At 32.2% G+C, this 16,037-nt stretch carries 13 protein-coding genes; 9 read left to right on the forward strand and 4 right to left on the reverse strand.

All coding sequences use genetic code 11. From position 1 onward, the window contains the following. Position 1: 1 nt before the first annotated feature. The 9 genes from tsf (at position 2) to RWL86_RS02805 (ending at position 12,125) form a co-directional block, all read left to right on the forward strand. Complete coding sequence (gene tsf, locus RWL86_RS02765) at positions 2–883, forward strand: translation elongation factor Ts (RefSeq protein WP_314077068.1); 882 nt, start codon at positions 2–4, stop codon at positions 881–883. 101 nt (positions 884–984) lie between these two features. Then, a complete protein-coding gene (gene pyrH / locus RWL86_RS02770; RefSeq protein WP_006702656.1) occupies positions 985–1,707 on the forward strand; it encodes a UMP kinase in 723 nt (240 codons plus the stop codon). 1 nt (position 1,708) lies between these two features. Beyond that, a complete protein-coding gene (frr, locus tag RWL86_RS02775; protein WP_006702655.1) occupies positions 1,709–2,269 on the forward strand; it encodes a ribosome recycling factor in 561 nt (186 codons plus the stop codon). 79 nt (positions 2,270–2,348) lie between these two features. Then, positions 2,349–2,975 (forward strand): thermonuclease family protein, encoded by a 627-nt coding sequence (locus RWL86_RS02780; RefSeq protein WP_314077069.1) that lies wholly within the window; start codon positions 2,349–2,351, stop codon positions 2,973–2,975. Between the two features lie 58 nt (positions 2,976–3,033). Next, positions 3,034–3,192, forward strand: a complete 159-nt coding sequence (locus RWL86_RS02785) for a hypothetical protein (RefSeq protein ID WP_314077070.1) — start codon at positions 3,034–3,036, stop codon at positions 3,190–3,192. A gap of 234 nt (positions 3,193–3,426) precedes the next feature. Further along, complete coding sequence (gene nrdH, locus RWL86_RS02790) at positions 3,427–3,663, forward strand: glutaredoxin-like protein NrdH (RefSeq protein ID WP_006702652.1); 237 nt, start codon at positions 3,427–3,429, stop codon at positions 3,661–3,663. Between the two features lie 140 nt (positions 3,664–3,803). Continuing rightward, a complete protein-coding gene (locus RWL86_RS02795; RefSeq protein WP_314077071.1) occupies positions 3,804–7,373 on the forward strand; it encodes a PD-(D/E)XK nuclease family protein in 3,570 nt (1,189 codons plus the stop codon). A 3-nt stretch (positions 7,374–7,376) separates the two neighbouring features. Further along, positions 7,377–11,108: a helicase-exonuclease AddAB subunit AddA gene (gene addA / locus RWL86_RS02800; RefSeq protein ID WP_314077072.1), complete on the forward strand. Its 3,732-nt coding sequence runs from the start codon at positions 7,377–7,379 to the stop codon at positions 11,106–11,108. Positions 11,109–11,510: 402 nt separating this feature from the next. Further along, entirely contained in the window at positions 11,511–12,125 is a 615-nt protein-coding gene (locus tag RWL86_RS02805; RefSeq protein ID WP_314077073.1) for a DUF624 domain-containing protein, read from the forward strand. A gap of 19 nt (positions 12,126–12,144) precedes the next feature. On the opposite strand, the gene phnE (RWL86_RS02810) is transcribed toward RWL86_RS02805, so the two are convergent. From phnE (RWL86_RS02810) to RWL86_RS02825, 4 genes are all read right to left on the reverse strand, one after another. Next, the gene (gene phnE, locus RWL86_RS02810; protein WP_006702648.1) at positions 12,145–12,954 is read right to left on the reverse strand and encodes a phosphonate ABC transporter, permease protein PhnE; all 810 of its coding nucleotides are present in this window, start codon (positions 12,952–12,954) and stop codon (positions 12,145–12,147) included. Between the two features lie 16 nt (positions 12,955–12,970). Beyond that, complete coding sequence (gene phnE, locus RWL86_RS02815; RefSeq protein ID WP_314077074.1) at positions 12,971–13,789, reverse strand: phosphonate ABC transporter, permease protein PhnE; 819 nt, start codon at positions 13,787–13,789, stop codon at positions 12,971–12,973. Beyond that, on the reverse strand, positions 13,779–14,540 hold the full coding sequence (phnC, locus tag RWL86_RS02820) for a phosphonate ABC transporter ATP-binding protein (protein WP_314077075.1): 762 nt from the start codon (positions 14,538–14,540) through the stop codon (positions 13,779–13,781). Before phnC ends, phnE (RWL86_RS02815) begins: the two co-directional genes overlap by 11 nt. 68 nt (positions 14,541–14,608) lie before the next feature. Continuing rightward, positions 14,609–15,664 carry a PhnD/SsuA/transferrin family substrate-binding protein gene (locus RWL86_RS02825; RefSeq protein ID WP_314077076.1) on the reverse strand — a complete coding sequence of 352 codons (1,056 nt, stop codon included), beginning with the start codon at positions 15,662–15,664 and terminating at the stop codon, positions 14,609–14,611. Between the last annotated feature and the right edge of the window lie 373 nt (positions 15,665–16,037).

The following is a 16,037-nucleotide window of genomic DNA, read 5'->3' on the forward strand; positions in this document are numbered from 1 at the left end:
AATGGCACAAATTTCAGCACAATTAGTAAAACAACTACGTGACATGACTGGCGTAGGGATGATGGATGCTAAAAAAGCATTAGTTCAAACTGAAGGAGATATCGATGCAGCTGTTGACTACTTACGTGAAAATGGTTTAGCAAAAGCAGCTAAAAAAGCTGACCGTATCGCTGCAGAAGGTATTACAAGCGTATTAGTAGATGGAAACGTTGCAGTTGTATTAGAAGTAAATGCTGAAACAGACTTCGTTGCTAAAAACGACAAATTCCAAGCATTAGTAGCAAAATTATCAGAAGTAATTTTAGCTAACAAACCAGCTAACTTAGAAGCTGCTTTAGAAATCGTTACTCCAGAAGGTAAAGTTTCTGACGTAATTGCTGAAGCAACTACAGTTATCGGAGAAAAAATTTCATTACGTCGTTTTGAAATCGTTGAAAAATCTGATGCAGATGCATTCGGAGCATACTTACACATGGGTGGACGTATCGGTGTGTTAACTGTATTAGAAGGTTCTACAGATGCAGATGCTGCTAAAGACATTGCTATGCACGTTGCAGCAATCAATCCTAAATATGTTGACCGTTCAGAAGTTTCTGCTGATGAATTAGAACATGAGAAAAAAGTTCTTACAGAACAAGCATTAAACGAAGGTAAACCAGCTAATATCGTTGAAAAAATGATTGCTGGACGTTTAAACAAATTCTTAGCTGAAATCAGCTTGAACGACCAACCATTCGTTAAAGATCCAGATACAACAGTTTCTAAATTTGCTGCTTCTAAAGGTGGTTCTGTTAAATTATTCCACCGTTATGAAGTTGGTGAAGGTTTAGAAAAACGTGTTGACAACTTCGTTGAAGAAGTAATGGGACAAGTTAAAAAATAATTGATTTCAATTAGTGGGGAATAAGGTAGGAAGCTGCCCTCTATTCCCCTTTTTTTTAGACTAAATTCACTAGGAAATGTATAAGAAGAGGAGTCCTATCAATGGTTGAACCTAAATATAAACGTGTGGTATTAAAATTAAGTGGAGAAGCATTAGCAGGCCAAACTGGTTTTGGTATTAATCCTCCAACTATTAAGGAAATTGTTAAAGAAATTAAAGAAGTTCATGATCTTGGCGTTCAAATTGCAATCGTTGTTGGTGGCGGAAATATTTGGCGTGGTGTAACAGGAGAAGAAGTAGGTATGGAACGTGCTCAAGCAGACTATATGGGTATGCTTGCAACAGTGATGAATGCATTAGCATTACAAGATGCATTAGAAAACATTGGAGTTCCTACACGTGTTCAAACTTCAATCGAAATGCGTCAAATTGCTGAACCTTACATTCGTCGTAAAGCGATTAGAAACTTAGAAAAAGAACGTGTTGTAATTTTTGCTGGGGGGACTGGTAATCCATACTTCTCAACAGATACAGCTGCTGCATTACGTGCTGCTGAAATTGAAGCAGATGCTATTTTAATGGCTAAAAACAATGTCGATGGTGTTTATAGTGCGGATCCTCGTATTGATACAAATGCAATTAAATTTAATGAATTAACACATTTAGATGTCATTCAAAAAGGACTAAAAGTAATGGATACTACTGCAAGTTCATTATCAATGGATAATGATATTCCATTAGTTGTCTTCAATTTAAATGAAAATGGAAATATTCGTCGAGTTGTTCTTGGTGAAAATATCGGTACAACTGTAAGGGGGAAATAATATGACAGCAACTGAAATTATTGCAAATGCTAAAGAACGTATGAAAAAAACTGAAGATGCGCTTCAACGCGAATTAGGCGGAATTCGTGCTGGTCGTGCGAATGCAAGTCTTTTAGATCGCCTGCAAGTTGAGTATTATGGAGTTCCAACTCCAGTAAATCAATTAGCTTCTGTAACGGTTCCTGAAGCTCGTATGCTTTTAATTACACCTTATGACAAATCTAGTTTACAAGATATTGAACGTGCAATTTTAATGTCAGATATTGGGATTACTCCAACAAATGATGGTAGTGTTGTTCGTTTAGTCATTCCACAATTAACAGAAGAACGTCGTAAAGAATTAGCTAAACAAGTAGGAAAAGAAGCTGAAGGCGCAAAAGTAAGTGTTCGTAACATTCGTCGTGATGCTATTGAGCATTTAAAGAAAGCTGAAAAAAATAAAGAAATCACTGAAGATGATTTACGTGGATATGAAAAAGATATTCAAAAATTAACAGATGACAGTGTTAAAAACATTGATCATTTAGCACAAGTGAAAGAAAAAGAATTATTAGAAGTATAATTCATTAAGTGACAACAAATCTTAGTATACTTAATAGATTTGTTGTCACTTATTTTTTGAATTGTTGAAAGGAGATTTTATGAAATTAACGAAAAAACAACAATTTCTATTGGTTAAGTTAGCGATATTAGTCCTTATCCTAATTATTTCTGGTCTTGGATTTTTCTCAAAAAATCAGAAGAAAACTTCTAATAAATCGAATACTAACCAAACACAAGTGGAAAGTAATATAGACTTTTCTAGTTATGAGAAATCAAAAAAATATATCCTCGAAGTTGGTAAAGTAGCGGATGGAGATACATTTCATGTTCGTTTAGATGGTAAAGAGTTTAAAATTCGTTTATTACTAATTGATACGCCAGAAACAGCTAAAGAAGGAAAGGCTGCTCAACCATTTGCAGATCAAGCAAAACAAAGAACAGAAGAGTTACTAAAAAAAGCTAAAAAGGTAGAAGGCATTTTTGATGTAGGGGATTATACTGATAAATATGGACGTGCTTTAATGTATGTTTATTTAGATGGGAAATTATTACAACAAACTCTAGTAGAAGAAAGTTTAGCAAGGGTAGGATATGCTCATCCACCGAATACAACGCTGTTAAAAGATTTACAAAAAGTTGAAGAGCAAACGAAGAAGAAAAAGAAAAATATTTGGGAAAAAGATGGTTATATAACTAACCGTGGCTTTGATACAAGTGTGTACTAATCCGTTTCTTTTATGATATAATTTTTCCAAGATTACATAATAATTAGGTGGCAGGGTTATGGAAAAAAGAAGTGTTATTGTAACAATTTTATTTTTGATTTATTTAGTAGTTGTCTTTACTGTCTTTTTCAATGATAAAAAGATGATAGCAGTATTTGCATCTATTGGCACAGCAATTTATGCTACAAATATTAAAAGAATGAAAGATTCAGAATAGAAGTATAGATAGTAAAAGCTAAGTACAAAATATAGTGCTTAGCTTTTTATTTTTCATCTGTCTTAAAGCTGTTTTTGCCTTTATATCAAGGTTTAGAGGCGTTATACTATAACAGTTATATCCCAATATATTGTGTTTGTAAAAATAAAATAAAAAAATTAAGCACAATATATTGTATTTCATTCTAATATGAGGTATCATACTACCTGTATAAAAGAAAAGGGAGAGATGTTTATGTCAAATCGTCAAATTACACTATATTCAAAACCAAATTGTATGCAATGTAACTTTACGAAACAATTTTTTGAGGATAATCAAGTACCATTTGTGGTTAAAGATGTGTTTGAATCAGAAGAAGCTTTGGAAGAAGTGAAAGCATTGGGGTTCCAATCATTACCAGTTGTTGTAGCTGATGGAATTGAACCATTCTTTGGTTTCCGTCCAGACATTTTAGAACAATTAGTTGGGTAAGATATTAACTTTATCATTAAATTTTTAAAACGATTTTTCTTTCGTAGTACGAGGCTACAAGTAGAAAAATCGTTTTATTTTTGTTTACAAATTCATCGTTATATGGTTAAGTTAAAGGGAATAAACGATTGGAGGTTCTTATGAGTTTCGAAGTCATTCTTACAAAAGAAACAACTGCAAAAGTTTCGCATATTGCTACAAAAATTTCAGATTGGTTAAAACAATCTAGCATGAATCAAGTTATTTATCTTGTACCAGATCATATTAAATTTTCTGCAGAATTAGAAATGATTCAACAAGTGGGGCAATTATTGCAACAACCACAGAATTCATATGCAGTAACGAAAATGCAAGTTTATAGTTTTAAACGATTAGCATGGTATTTTTTAAGAGATCATGCTGCATTGCAACGTCCTTCATTATCCAAAGTTGGAATTTGTATGATTTTACAAAAAATATTATCTGAATATCAAGATGAATTAGTACTATTTAATAAGGAATCTCGTCATAAAGGATTTATTGAACGTTTATCTGCTGTCATGCAAGAATTTCGTTTAGGAGGAATCGAAGTAGAGGATTTCTCTGGGTGGTTTGAACAGGATTCTTACGAAGAAATTGACCAACGTTTGAAAGAATTTGGCATCATATATAAACATTATTTAGAGTATTTAAAACAAGATTTTGTTCAATCGGAAGATTTATTAAAAATATTAGCACAAGAAATTTCATTGATGGATTTATCCAATACTTATGTCGTAATTGATCAATCGTATCACTTAAATGCGATGGAATTAGAAGTAATTGATGCTTTAGTGAAATCATGCGGAGGAGTAGAGTTTTATACTACTGCAACAACAGATGCTTTTAAACAAAAAGAAACACTAGAATCTAGTTTATTTGATTCCAACCGTCAATTAATTTCTCGTTTACTAAATTGGTTAATGATTGATGAAAGTAATCCTGTTTTAAAAGAATTAAATGAAGAGAATAGCGCTTATCATCCTGACTTTTTAGAACTCGAACAATATTGGCTAGAAACAAGTGGAGGTCTTGAAACTTCTTCTAATCGTACATCAAGAAAAATTGAAGCTTTACAGTGGACGACTTATGAAGATGAACGTCAAGAAATCCAAGAAACATTAGCAACGATTAAAACATTAGTCGATAGTGGTAAATATCGTTACCAAGATATTCAAATTTTATCGAGAAATTTAGAAGAACAACAAACGCTCTTACAACCTTTATTAGAAACGTATCAAATTCCTTATTTCATGGATTTATCCGATACAATGGAGCATCATCCACTCATTCAAGTACTAGATGCGATTTTTGCTATCCAGAAGCATTTTTGGCGTTATCATGACATTATGAACCTATTAAGAAGTGAATATTGTTTCTGGCCCTTAAATCGAGCAAATTTAAACGGTAAAGATAATGAGGAAGAAAGTTTAAGAGAGGCGCTCATTCACTACCGTCAAAAATTAGATGAAACAGAAACAATTATACTAGCTCAAGGCTATGAAGGAAAAGATTGGATTTCAAGCAAAATATGGAATTATCAAGTTGAAAATATTGATGAAGATAGCTTAAGTAGCAGAGAAGTGCTAGTTCATCAACAATTAACACAAGCACAAGAACTACGAGAACAAATCGTCTCTTTATTAGAACCATTTTATAAGAAATTGGATAAAGTTGAGACAACAAAAGAAGCGATAACTCTCCTATATCAATTATTAGAAAAAATTGGTGTAACGGAAGCATTCTTATATTGGAGAAATCATGCTGCTAATATAGGGGATATCCAAACGGCTCGAAGACAAGATCAAGTATGGAATGAATTTTTAAAATTATTAGAAGAGTATGTTTATATTTTTGGAGATGAACCGTTTGATTGGGAAATCTTCCAATTATTATTACATACCGGATTCGAACATACACACTATAATATGGCTCCATCTACTTTAGATCAATTAACTTGTACGGGAATCGATTCTGTTCGTTATTCTCCTAAAAAGGTTACTTTTGTGATTGGTTTATCGCAAGGCGTCCTTCCTCGAATGGAAGAGGAGAGTGGCTTAATGACAGATGAAGAAAGAGAGTATTTATTAAGTAAATTAGATAGTGGTCGTTTTCTACATCCAACAACCATTCAAAAACAATCAGTAGAGCCATTTTTATTTTATAAAGTGTTAACTTCAGCAACTGAAAAGTTATACTTATCGATGCATCATACAGATAAAGGAGCTAAATTAAAACCTTCTAGTTTTGTAGAACGTATTTTAAATCAATATGAAATTACTACATTAGATGGCAATCAAAAGCAACAAGAACGATTTGAACAGGGCGAGTTTGTAACGATTCATGAATTATTTACGACTTTATTACAAAAACTCCGTCAGTATAAATTTTCAAAAGAAGAAGATATTCCATCTATTTGGATTGCTTTACCTCATTTATTAAGACAGGATAAAGATTTCCAACAGGAGTATCATACATTAGTGGACAGTGTATTCCATTTAAATATTGCAAAGCAATTACCAAAAGAATTAGCATCTGAATTATACGGAAATCAGTTATACTTATCAACTTCTCAAGTTGAAACCTTTTATAAGGATCCATTTAGTCATTTCTTACAATATGGGTTAAATGTACGAGAGCGTAGAGAGTTTGAATTAACAGCAGCTGGATCTGGGGAATATTTCCATGAAACATTTGACCAGTTCATTCGCAAAGTTCATGAATTGAAATTGGATATTCGCGCTATAGATGCAGCTACAACAGAAGGAGTATTAAAAGAAATTTTTGACTCTATGAATGATGATGCAAGATTCCAAATTTTAAATGCTACACCAAGAATGAATTGGACAAAAGTGCTACTACAAGATACGATTCGACAAACATTATCAGCAGCATTATTGCAGTTACAACAATTACAAGTAACACCTTGGAAAACAGAAGTTGTTTTTGGAGCAAAATCTGATAAGAAAATTGAAATCCCATTGAACGATACTCAATCGTTATTTATTCGTGGAAAAATTGACCGTATAGACCTTTTAGAAACCGAAAAGGGTTACCACTTAGGAATTGTCGATTATAAATCTTCAGCTCAAAAATTTGATATTAATCGATTACGTTATGGGATTCAATTACAGCTATTAACCTACTTATCAGTCGCTAGAAACATTGTTTCTGACCAATTTAAGAAAACTGTGACGCCTTATGGTGGATTATATATGCATGTTTTTCAACCAAGCTTTAATGCTAAAGATCTGAAATCAGGTCCAGATTTTGAAGAAACTCGTCTGAAGAAATATAAATTATCTGGATTATTGACAAATGATTTAGGAGTTCTGCAACAAGTTCAACCTGATTTTGAAGCAGGAGACTCTATTGTATTACCATTTGGTGTTAAGAAAGATGGAGAATATAAGGCAACTAGCCAAGTCTATGCCCCTGATGATATCAATTTATTAATGGACTTTGTTTTCTATCAATTGAAAACTGCAGGAGAACGAATTTTAAATGGAGAAAATCAAATTGCCCCATTTGATGAATTAAAAGAATATGCAGATTCAGTCAATGGAAAATTCAGTGTAATTTCAATGTTTGATGCAACAAATCCAGAAAATAATTATCAATTTTTAACGAAAATGCCTCTTCAAGAGAACTTAACTTGGATGAGAAATAAACTTGACGGAAAGGAGGAATAGTGGGTGATACCAGTTAAACCAAAGGGTGTAGAAGCAACTCCAGAACAATGGCAAGCAATTTGGCAAAGAGGCGATAATTTATTAGTTTCAGCTTCTGCCGGATCAGGAAAAACTAAAGTATTAGTCGACCGAATTATGGGATATATCGAAGATGGAGTTAATATTGATTCTTTATTAATTGTGACTTTTACTGAAGCCGCTGCAAAAGAAATGAAAGAACGTTTGCGTACAAATTTAGAAAAAGCTATTACAAAAGAAACAGATACTACTAAGAAGCATATGTATATTAAACAACTAAGTTTATTACCAAATGCAACGATTTCTACGATTCATAGTTTCTGTATGAAAGTTATTCGTCGTTATTTCTATTTAAGTCAATTAGACCCTGTATTTTCACTATTAAATGAAGTAGAGGGGACTTTATTAAAAGAAAAAGTATGGCGAAACATACAAGATGAATTATTAGAAGAACATTCTTGGATGGATGGATTAATGCGCTATTTTTCTAGCGATCGTAATGATGATGGATTTACAACATTAGTTTATCAACTATATGATTTTTCACGTTCAAAACCAAATCCAAAACAATGGATTTCTTCCTTAGCAGATTTATATGAAACAAAGGATGAATACGGCGATATTCCTATTATTAAGGATCAATTTGCATCTTATATTGTCGAAGAATTAAAGTATTTAGTTTCTGCCTATGATGAGTTAATTAAATTAGCTGAAGTAACCGAATTTGAAAACTGTGAAAAGGTCGTTAAAGCTGATGCACAAAAAATTCAAGAAGTGTATGCAGCATTTGAAAGTAGTAATTACACAGCAGCGTATTCATTAGCACAAGAAGTAAGTTTTGACCGTTTCCCAATTGTTCCTAAAAAAGATGAAACTACCGATAGAGAAGCAGTACAGGCCATTAAACGTAAAAGAGATAGCCTAAAGAAACATTGGGAAGATCAATTATTAGCAACAGCCTTTTTCGAGTCTCCTGAGATTCAAATGAAGCATTTAAGAAATATTTATCCAATGATGTTGCATTTATCTCAAGTTGTCTTAAAATTTTATGAAGCTTTCCAATTAGAAAAGAAAACTTCAAACAAAATTGATTTCTCTGACTTAGAGCATGATACATTAGCAATTCTTTCTACTGAGAAAAATGGAGTTCTTATTGCTAAAAAATATTATCAAGAACTATTTACGGAAGTTTTAATTGATGAATACCAAGACGTAAACCGTGTTCAAGAAGCAATTTTGACAAGTGTGGCTAAAGAGAATAATCTCTTCATGGTAGGAGACGTGAAACAATCGATTTATGCCTTCCGTTTAGCAGATCCATCTTTATTTAGAGATAAATATGAAGCCTATGCAGATGAAAATGGTGGAAAAAGAATTATTTTAGCTGAAAACTTCCGATCTAGAGATCAAGTATTGTCCTTTACCAACTTAATTTTTAGACAAATTATGGACCATGAATTAGGTCAAATTGACTATGACGATGATGCAGCGCTAAAAACTGGAAATAAACTTTATTCAGAGGATACGGATAAATTTAGCGAGTGCTATATTATTCAAAATTCTAATTTGAACGATGAGGAAGAAGAAACATCTGAATCAGAGACAGAAAGTATGATTGATAGTTCAGCTACTGCAGAAGTTCATTTTATTGCAGGTAAAATTAAAGAAATGATGGCGAATCAATTCGAAATCATGCATGAAGAAAGTACAAAGAAACATCCGAAAAAACGACCAATACAATATAAAGATATCGTTATTTTAGCGCCAACAAAATCCAATAATGGATTAATTGAGGAAATCTTTACACAATATCAAATTCCTGTTTTAGTGCAAAAAAATCTTCAGTATTTTAAACGAACAGAAATTGCGATTATGATGTCAGCGTTAAAAATTATTGATAATCCTACTCAAGATATTCCATTTGTAGCCGTATTACGTTCAGGAATCGTTGGATTAGATGAAATAGCTCTTGCTCATATTCGAAAACACAATAAATCTTGTTCGTTTTATGAAGCTTGTGTTCAATTTGTGGAGTATTTTAAACTAGAAGAAGTAAATTATTACGATAGTGCTCAACAACAGCAATTAAAAGACCGTGTACAAGCATTTTTAGCGCAATTAGAATCTTGGAGAGATATTGCGAATCATCAATCCATCAGTACGCTTATTTGGCAAATTTATATGGATACGAACTATTTAACATATGTACATGGGCAATCTGTGGGACAGCAACGTGTGTTGAATTTACATGCCTTATACAAGTATGCGAAAGATTTTGAAGATTCTAGCTTTAAAGGTTTGCGTAATTTTGTTCGATTTATTCAGCAAATGCAACATAAAAAGCAAGATTTAGAAGAACCTACTCAAATTTCTGATGAAGAAGATGCAGTACGTGTCATGACGATTCATGCTAGTAAGGGATTAGAATATCCAGTTGTATTTTTAATGAATGCTGGAAAGAAATTTAACCAACAAGATATTCGTCAACAAGCCATTCGTAGTGATGAATTAGGAGTAGGAGTGAAATATTTACAACTTCCCGAAAGAATTCAGTATACAACGATTCCATATGTCATGGCATATAAAGCAGAAAAAAATAAATTACTATCTGAAGAAATGAGAAAATTGTACGTAGCAATGACTCGTGCACGTGAAAAACTCATTATTGTCGGTTCTTTAAAAGATTTTGAAAAATTTAAAGAAGAACATTCTATGATCGATGATTTGAATGAAGAAGTATTACCATTTGCTCTTCGTTATCATGTCGATAATTATTTAACTTGGATTTTAATGGCCACATTTAGAAAGCAGGATAAAGTTCCATTCCATCAAGAAGTGATTGAATTTGAACAAATTAAAAAGAATGCGCTCAATTGGATACAAGAAACTGAAACAGCTTCAATAAATGAAGAAGAGTGGTTACAAAAGCAAGCAGTAGGGAATACAGTTAAAAATCTTCCAAAACTACTAGAAGAATTAAAACAAATGTATCCTTATTTATTAGCATCTACAACTGCAAGTTATCAGAGTGTATCTGAAATTAAACGAATGAATGAAGAACCAGATGTGAAACAATTACCACATTTAGAAGAACAAACTCAACAATCAGATAAACCAGTTCAACAATATGTTTACTTAACGTCTGAATTAGCAAAACCAAGCTTTATTGAAAGTAAACAAAAAGTTTCTGCTGCAGAACGTGGAAGCGGTTTACATTTATTAATGCAAAAATTAGACTTAACGAAGGAAATAACCCCTGAATTTATTCAAGAAATGATTCAACAATTAGTTGAGACACAATTTTTAGAAAAAGAAGTTGCTGCAGTAATTCCAGTTGACCAAGTTTATCATTTCTTCCAAAGTGAATTTGGACAATGGATACAGGAACATCAAGCATTATTAAACCGTGAACAAGCATTTTCACATGTTGTAACAGCAAAACGTATCTTTAAGCATTTACCAGATAATGAAGATTCGATGTTAATTCACGGGATTATCGACGGATTTGTGGAATTAGACGACGAGATTATCTTATTTGATTATAAGACGGATCATGTGGTTCCTACACAAAAAGGAATACAGAAAGTCATTGATAAGTATAAACAGCAATTGAATTTATATGCTGAAGCGTTAGAAACAAGTTATCAAAAGAAAGTTACAAAACGTATGTTATGTTTATTGTCGATTGGACAATCAATTGATATTTCTAATGTTTAATAGATAAAAGAAGGACGTTCGTGATGGGCGTCCTTTTTTGTTGGTTTTGATGGTGGTGGAGGATTGGAATAATTTTATATAGGTAACTTTCTTTAATATATATTATGTAAACATAGATGTTGTTCGAAATAATGGATTAACTGTAGCTAGGTCGCCAGCAGCCTCGCTTTGCGAGTCTCATGGCTAAACTTTGAGCCTGGGTCTCAAAGTTTCCCTGTAAAAGAATCAGTTATGATTCTTTTACTTTAGCTACTGTATCCATTATTTCTCACTTTTTACGTAATCAGTTAAGAACTTCTGATACTGTGCCAAATATTTACCTTATATGTACGATAGCTTGCTTAATTTTGGGGTTAATCGTATAATGTGTTTTGTATTTTATTTGTTAAAGGATGGTTTTGGATGAAATTTAATGAGGAAAGTCCTTTTTGGAGATTTGCTACGATGTTGGCGGATTTTATTTTGTTGAACTTATTTGTAATTGTAATTAGTATTCCTATTGTTACGATTGGGCCTGTTTTGGCGGCTTTGTTTTATACAATGATGAAGTTTTCTGAAAATGAAGATGGTTATTTAGTGAAAACGTTCTGGAATGAATTGAAACATTTGTTCTTTGTTCGTGTTGCTGTTTCTTTAATTTATACAGCAATCATTGCAGCTACTGTATATGTGATTCAATTTTGGTATAGTTTTCAGAATATTTTTGGCATGATGTTAGCGATAATTTTCTTTTTATTCCTATGTATGACGATCACTGCAATTTTTATTTCGTTAGCAAGAACTCAGTATTTTGGTACGATTAAGAGTTATATTCGTGATGGTTATTTATTTATTTTTATTTCTTTAAAGGAAGCTGTTGCTATTCTGGCAATTCCAGTTATTTTAATCGGATTTAGTATTTTCCAAGAAACGGTCTTATATTTCATGGGAATTATTGGAATTTCGTTAATGGGATATGCATTAGCTCCATTGTTTCATAAAATGTTTTCAAAAGTAGAAAAAAAGCATGAAGGATAAGCCCTCATGCTTTTTTAATTTACCCACGTGCTAAATGAGTACGAATTTTCGTTGATAAGTATTCAATGACTAATACTAATACAATTAATCCGCATAGGATAGCCCCTACTTCATGCCATTTATAAGCTGTCATAGCAAAGATTAACGGAGCACCGATACCACCGGCACCTACCATCCCTAAAACAGTCGCATCTCTTAAGTTCATATCAAAACGATAAATTACTGTTGAAATGAATGCCGGAATTAATTGTGGCAAAATCCCAAAACGAATTTTTTGATAGAAATTACATCCACTAGCATCTAATGATTCCAAAATCTTGTAATCCAAATCTTCAATAGCTTCAATATATAATTTAGAAATCATCCCAATCGATGCTACAGACATTGTAAGCAACCCTGTAAAGGCACCAGGACCTGTTACACGAATAAACATTAATCCGTAAATTAAAGTTGGAACCGTACGAATAGCCATAATTGCTGTACGTCCAATAATTGCAACTGGCTTTGGTACAATATTTGTTGCTGAAATAAATGAAAATGGAATTGCTAAAATTGCTCCTACTAATGTTCCTAGAAATGCAATTGCAATTGTTTCTAATAATAAATATGGAACACCTTTCGTTGTAAAGTTTAACAATAAGGATGTTTCAGGAGTTACAATCCCTTGTAAAATACTTTGAGAAATTTGTAATCCATTTTCTGGAATTTTACTTAATTCAATCGTTGATCCAGACCATGCAAAAATGATAATGAATAAGAATAAAACGCCTAATTGAACAATCCATGTACGAGGAGCTTTTTCATATTGTTTTAATACTGCTTCATTCATGTGTTTAACTCCCCTTCTATGTTAATTTCGTACGTAAGTAGTAACTTACTGATTCAATAATGACTACAGTAAAGAATAATGTTACTAAAATCATCCCTACATTACCATATTCACGCCAACCAAGGTTCTCATTTAAAATAATCCCGATACCACCGGCACCTACATATCCTAAAATAGATGCATAACGAACATTACCTTCAAAGCAATATAATGAACTTGCTAAGTAAGTTGGTAAAATTTGAGGAATAATTGCACTTGTAAATGCTTGACCTTTTGTTGCTCCTAAAGCTTCAGCTGCTTCAAAAGCTCCCATATCTACAGTTTCAATTTGTTCATATAATTGTTTACCACAGTATGCAAATGTATAAGTTGCAATCGCAAATGTACCAGCCATTGTTCCTAATCCAAAGATATAAGTTGCAATTAAGGCAGTTACAAGAGTTGGTAATGTACGAACCACACTTAAAAATAAACGGCTTAAACTAATAATCCATTTATTTTTAATAATATTACTAGAAGCTACAATGGCAAATGGAATTACTAAAATAGATCCTAATAATGATCCTAATAATGACATTTTAATCGTATCAATTAATGGTTGCCAAATATTACTTGAATATTCCCAGGCAGGTGGAAACATACGACCAATAATAACAAAGAATTGAACACCACGTGTTAAAATGGTATGTAAATTAAATCCAGTAATTTTAGCTGAAAAATACATTGCAATTAACAGACCAATGACGACAAAAATAGCTTTTGATTTTGGCTCAGTCACTGTAGTACCATTTTTTAACGTAAATTCTTTTGAAGCGAAGAGTTTATTATCCTTCATGTAACTCCTCCGCCTTTCCTTTATAGATTAAATCTAATACTTCTTTCGTTACTTGGCTACTTGGGCCATCATAAACAATTTCTCCATCACGAATACCAATAATGCGATCTGCATATTCTAAAGCTAATTCCACATGGTGAATATTAAGTAAAATAGAAATATTTAACTCTTGATTAATCTTTTTAAAGTCTTCCATTACACGCTTAGCAGTAATTGGGTCTAATGCCGCAACAGGTTCATCTGCTAAAATAATTTCAGGATTTTGTGCTAATGTTCTAGCTAATGCAACACGTTGTTGTTGTCCACCTGATAATTGGTCAGCACGGATAAAAGCTTTATCTACAATCCCTACTTTATCTAAAGCTTCTAATGCGTGTAATTTTTCTTCTTTTGTATAAATTCCAAATAATGAACGAACAAATGGAATATCAGGAACAATAGAAGTTAATACGTTTTTAATAACCGTTGTTCTTGTTACTAAATTAAATGATTGGAAAATCATCCCTACTTTATTTCTACGGAATTTACGAAGAGATTTACCTTTTAATGAAGATACATTTGTACCATCCACTGTTAAAGTTCCTTCTGTAATTTCAATCATACGATTAATTGTACGAATTAATGTAGATTTACCAGCTCCTGATAAACCAATAATTGAAACAAATTCACCTTGTTCAATTTCTAAATTAATATTTTTTAACCCCTTAACACCATTGGGATAAGTTTTTGAAACATTTTCAAATTTAATCATATCTGTCCTCTTTCTCAAAAAAAGGTCAGGATTCGCTCCTAACCCTCATTTGATCATCATTTCTTTCCTTAGTTACCTGATTTTAATTTTTTAAGAACTTTTTGAGCTTCACGTTCTTTATCGTAATCAGATGCATTAGCTTTCTTATATCCTGAATGAGAGTAAATCTTAATTACTTCTTTACCTTCATCTGTTCCAGCTAATTTGATCATTGCGTTAGCAAAAGCTTCTTTGAATGCGTCGTCTACAATTGGAGAAGATTTACTTACTGAAATTGTATCATTATAAATATCTGGAGTTACACCAACAACATTTGTTTCTTTCCAAATTTCTTCTGAACGTCCATATTCGCTTGTCCATTTTTTAGCATAGTCAGAACGTAAGTCAGCATATCCAACCATAATATCAATTTGTCCTGAAGCTAAACGAGCTGCAGATGAAGCATAAGAATCAGATTGAACAACATTTTGTAAATCTGAAATGTTTTTACCGAATTTATCTTGTAACCATAATGTAGGATAAATATATCCTGAAGAAGAAGAAGTTCCTAAAACTCCCCAGTTTGCTGAATTTAAATCATCCCAAGAAATATCTTTACCACTATTTACTTTTTCAGCGATTGCTTTCCCTTTTTCTGTTGGTCCAGCAATTACTAATCCTTTGTATGAAGTAACTTGATCTTTAGAACGTTTTGTTTCTTGACCATCATTCCAATCTTTTGCATTAGAAGAATTTTTTTCTAAACCAGAACGAGTTGCTGTTAATAATACATCTACCTCTTTGTCAAATAATACATAAGTACCACCAGGAATGAAACCAACATCTGCTGTACCTGATGCTAAAGCTTCCCCTACTGCATCAAAGCTTGTACCAACATTGATTTCAACATTATTAACTGTATAACCTTCATCAGCTAATTGTTTCTTTAATAATTCTTTTAATGGTTCAGTAGCCGTTACAATCGCTTCTGGATCACGAGAAGGTACAAATGCAACCTTTAATGTATCAATTTTTTTAGCTCCACTACCTTTAGAACCTGAATCACTTGATTGACTTGAACAAGCGGCAAGTAATGCTGCTGCTGATACTCCAAGTGCTAATTTTGACCAAAAAGACTTCTTCATAAAATATATCCCCCTAAGATATGGTTTTTACAAGATTGAACTCTCAACCTCAAGTACAATCATACAAAATACGAACGATAATTACAAGAGATTTGTATTGAAAAATACATTTTTAAACGAATTTTCATAAAATAAATTCGTTTTCTAATTATGAAAACGTGTAAAACACGAACGTTATATAATTGAAAACACAAAGAATGAATAATTAGAAAATAGAGAAAGAAATAAAATACAAAAAATAATAAAAATAACCGAACGTTTTTGTTTGTAACATTCGGTTATTTTCGTTCTAATTTGAAAATCAATTTTGTCCCTTTAGTATAAATGCTACTATAAGAATGCACACTTTCGGGAATTTAAAAATGTACAAAAT

This window comes from uncultured Granulicatella sp. (genome assembly GCF_963515095.1).
Lineage (GTDB): Bacteria > Bacillota > Bacilli > Lactobacillales > Aerococcaceae > Granulicatella.

Coding starts and splice junctions, on each gene's coding strand:
- tsf (WP_314077068.1), top strand. CDS start 2: ATGGCACAAATTTCAGCACAATTAGTAAAACAACTACGTGACATGACT.
- pyrH (WP_006702656.1), top strand. CDS start 985: ATGGTTGAACCTAAATATAAACGTGTGGTATTAAAATTAAGTGGAGAA.
- frr (WP_006702655.1), top strand. CDS start 1,709: ATGACAGCAACTGAAATTATTGCAAATGCTAAAGAACGTATGAAAAAA.
- RWL86_RS02780 (WP_314077069.1), top strand. CDS start 2,349: ATGAAATTAACGAAAAAACAACAATTTCTATTGGTTAAGTTAGCGATA.
- RWL86_RS02785 (WP_314077070.1), top strand. CDS start 3,034: ATGGAAAAAAGAAGTGTTATTGTAACAATTTTATTTTTGATTTATTTA.
- nrdH (WP_006702652.1), top strand. CDS start 3,427: ATGTCAAATCGTCAAATTACACTATATTCAAAACCAAATTGTATGCAA.
- RWL86_RS02795 (WP_314077071.1), top strand. CDS start 3,804: ATGAGTTTCGAAGTCATTCTTACAAAAGAAACAACTGCAAAAGTTTCG.
- RWL86_RS02805 (WP_314077073.1), top strand. CDS start 11,511: ATGAAATTTAATGAGGAAAGTCCTTTTTGGAGATTTGCTACGATGTTG.
- phnE (WP_006702648.1), bottom strand. CDS start 12,954: ATGAATGAAGCAGTATTAAAACAATATGAAAAAGCTCCTCGTACATGG.
- phnE (WP_314077074.1), bottom strand. CDS start 13,789: ATGAAGGATAATAAACTCTTCGCTTCAAAAGAATTTACGTTAAAAAAT.
- phnC (WP_314077075.1), bottom strand. CDS start 14,540: ATGATTAAATTTGAAAATGTTTCAAAAACTTATCCCAATGGTGTTAAG.
- RWL86_RS02825 (WP_314077076.1), bottom strand. CDS start 15,664: ATGAAGAAGTCTTTTTGGTCAAAATTAGCACTTGGAGTATCAGCAGCA.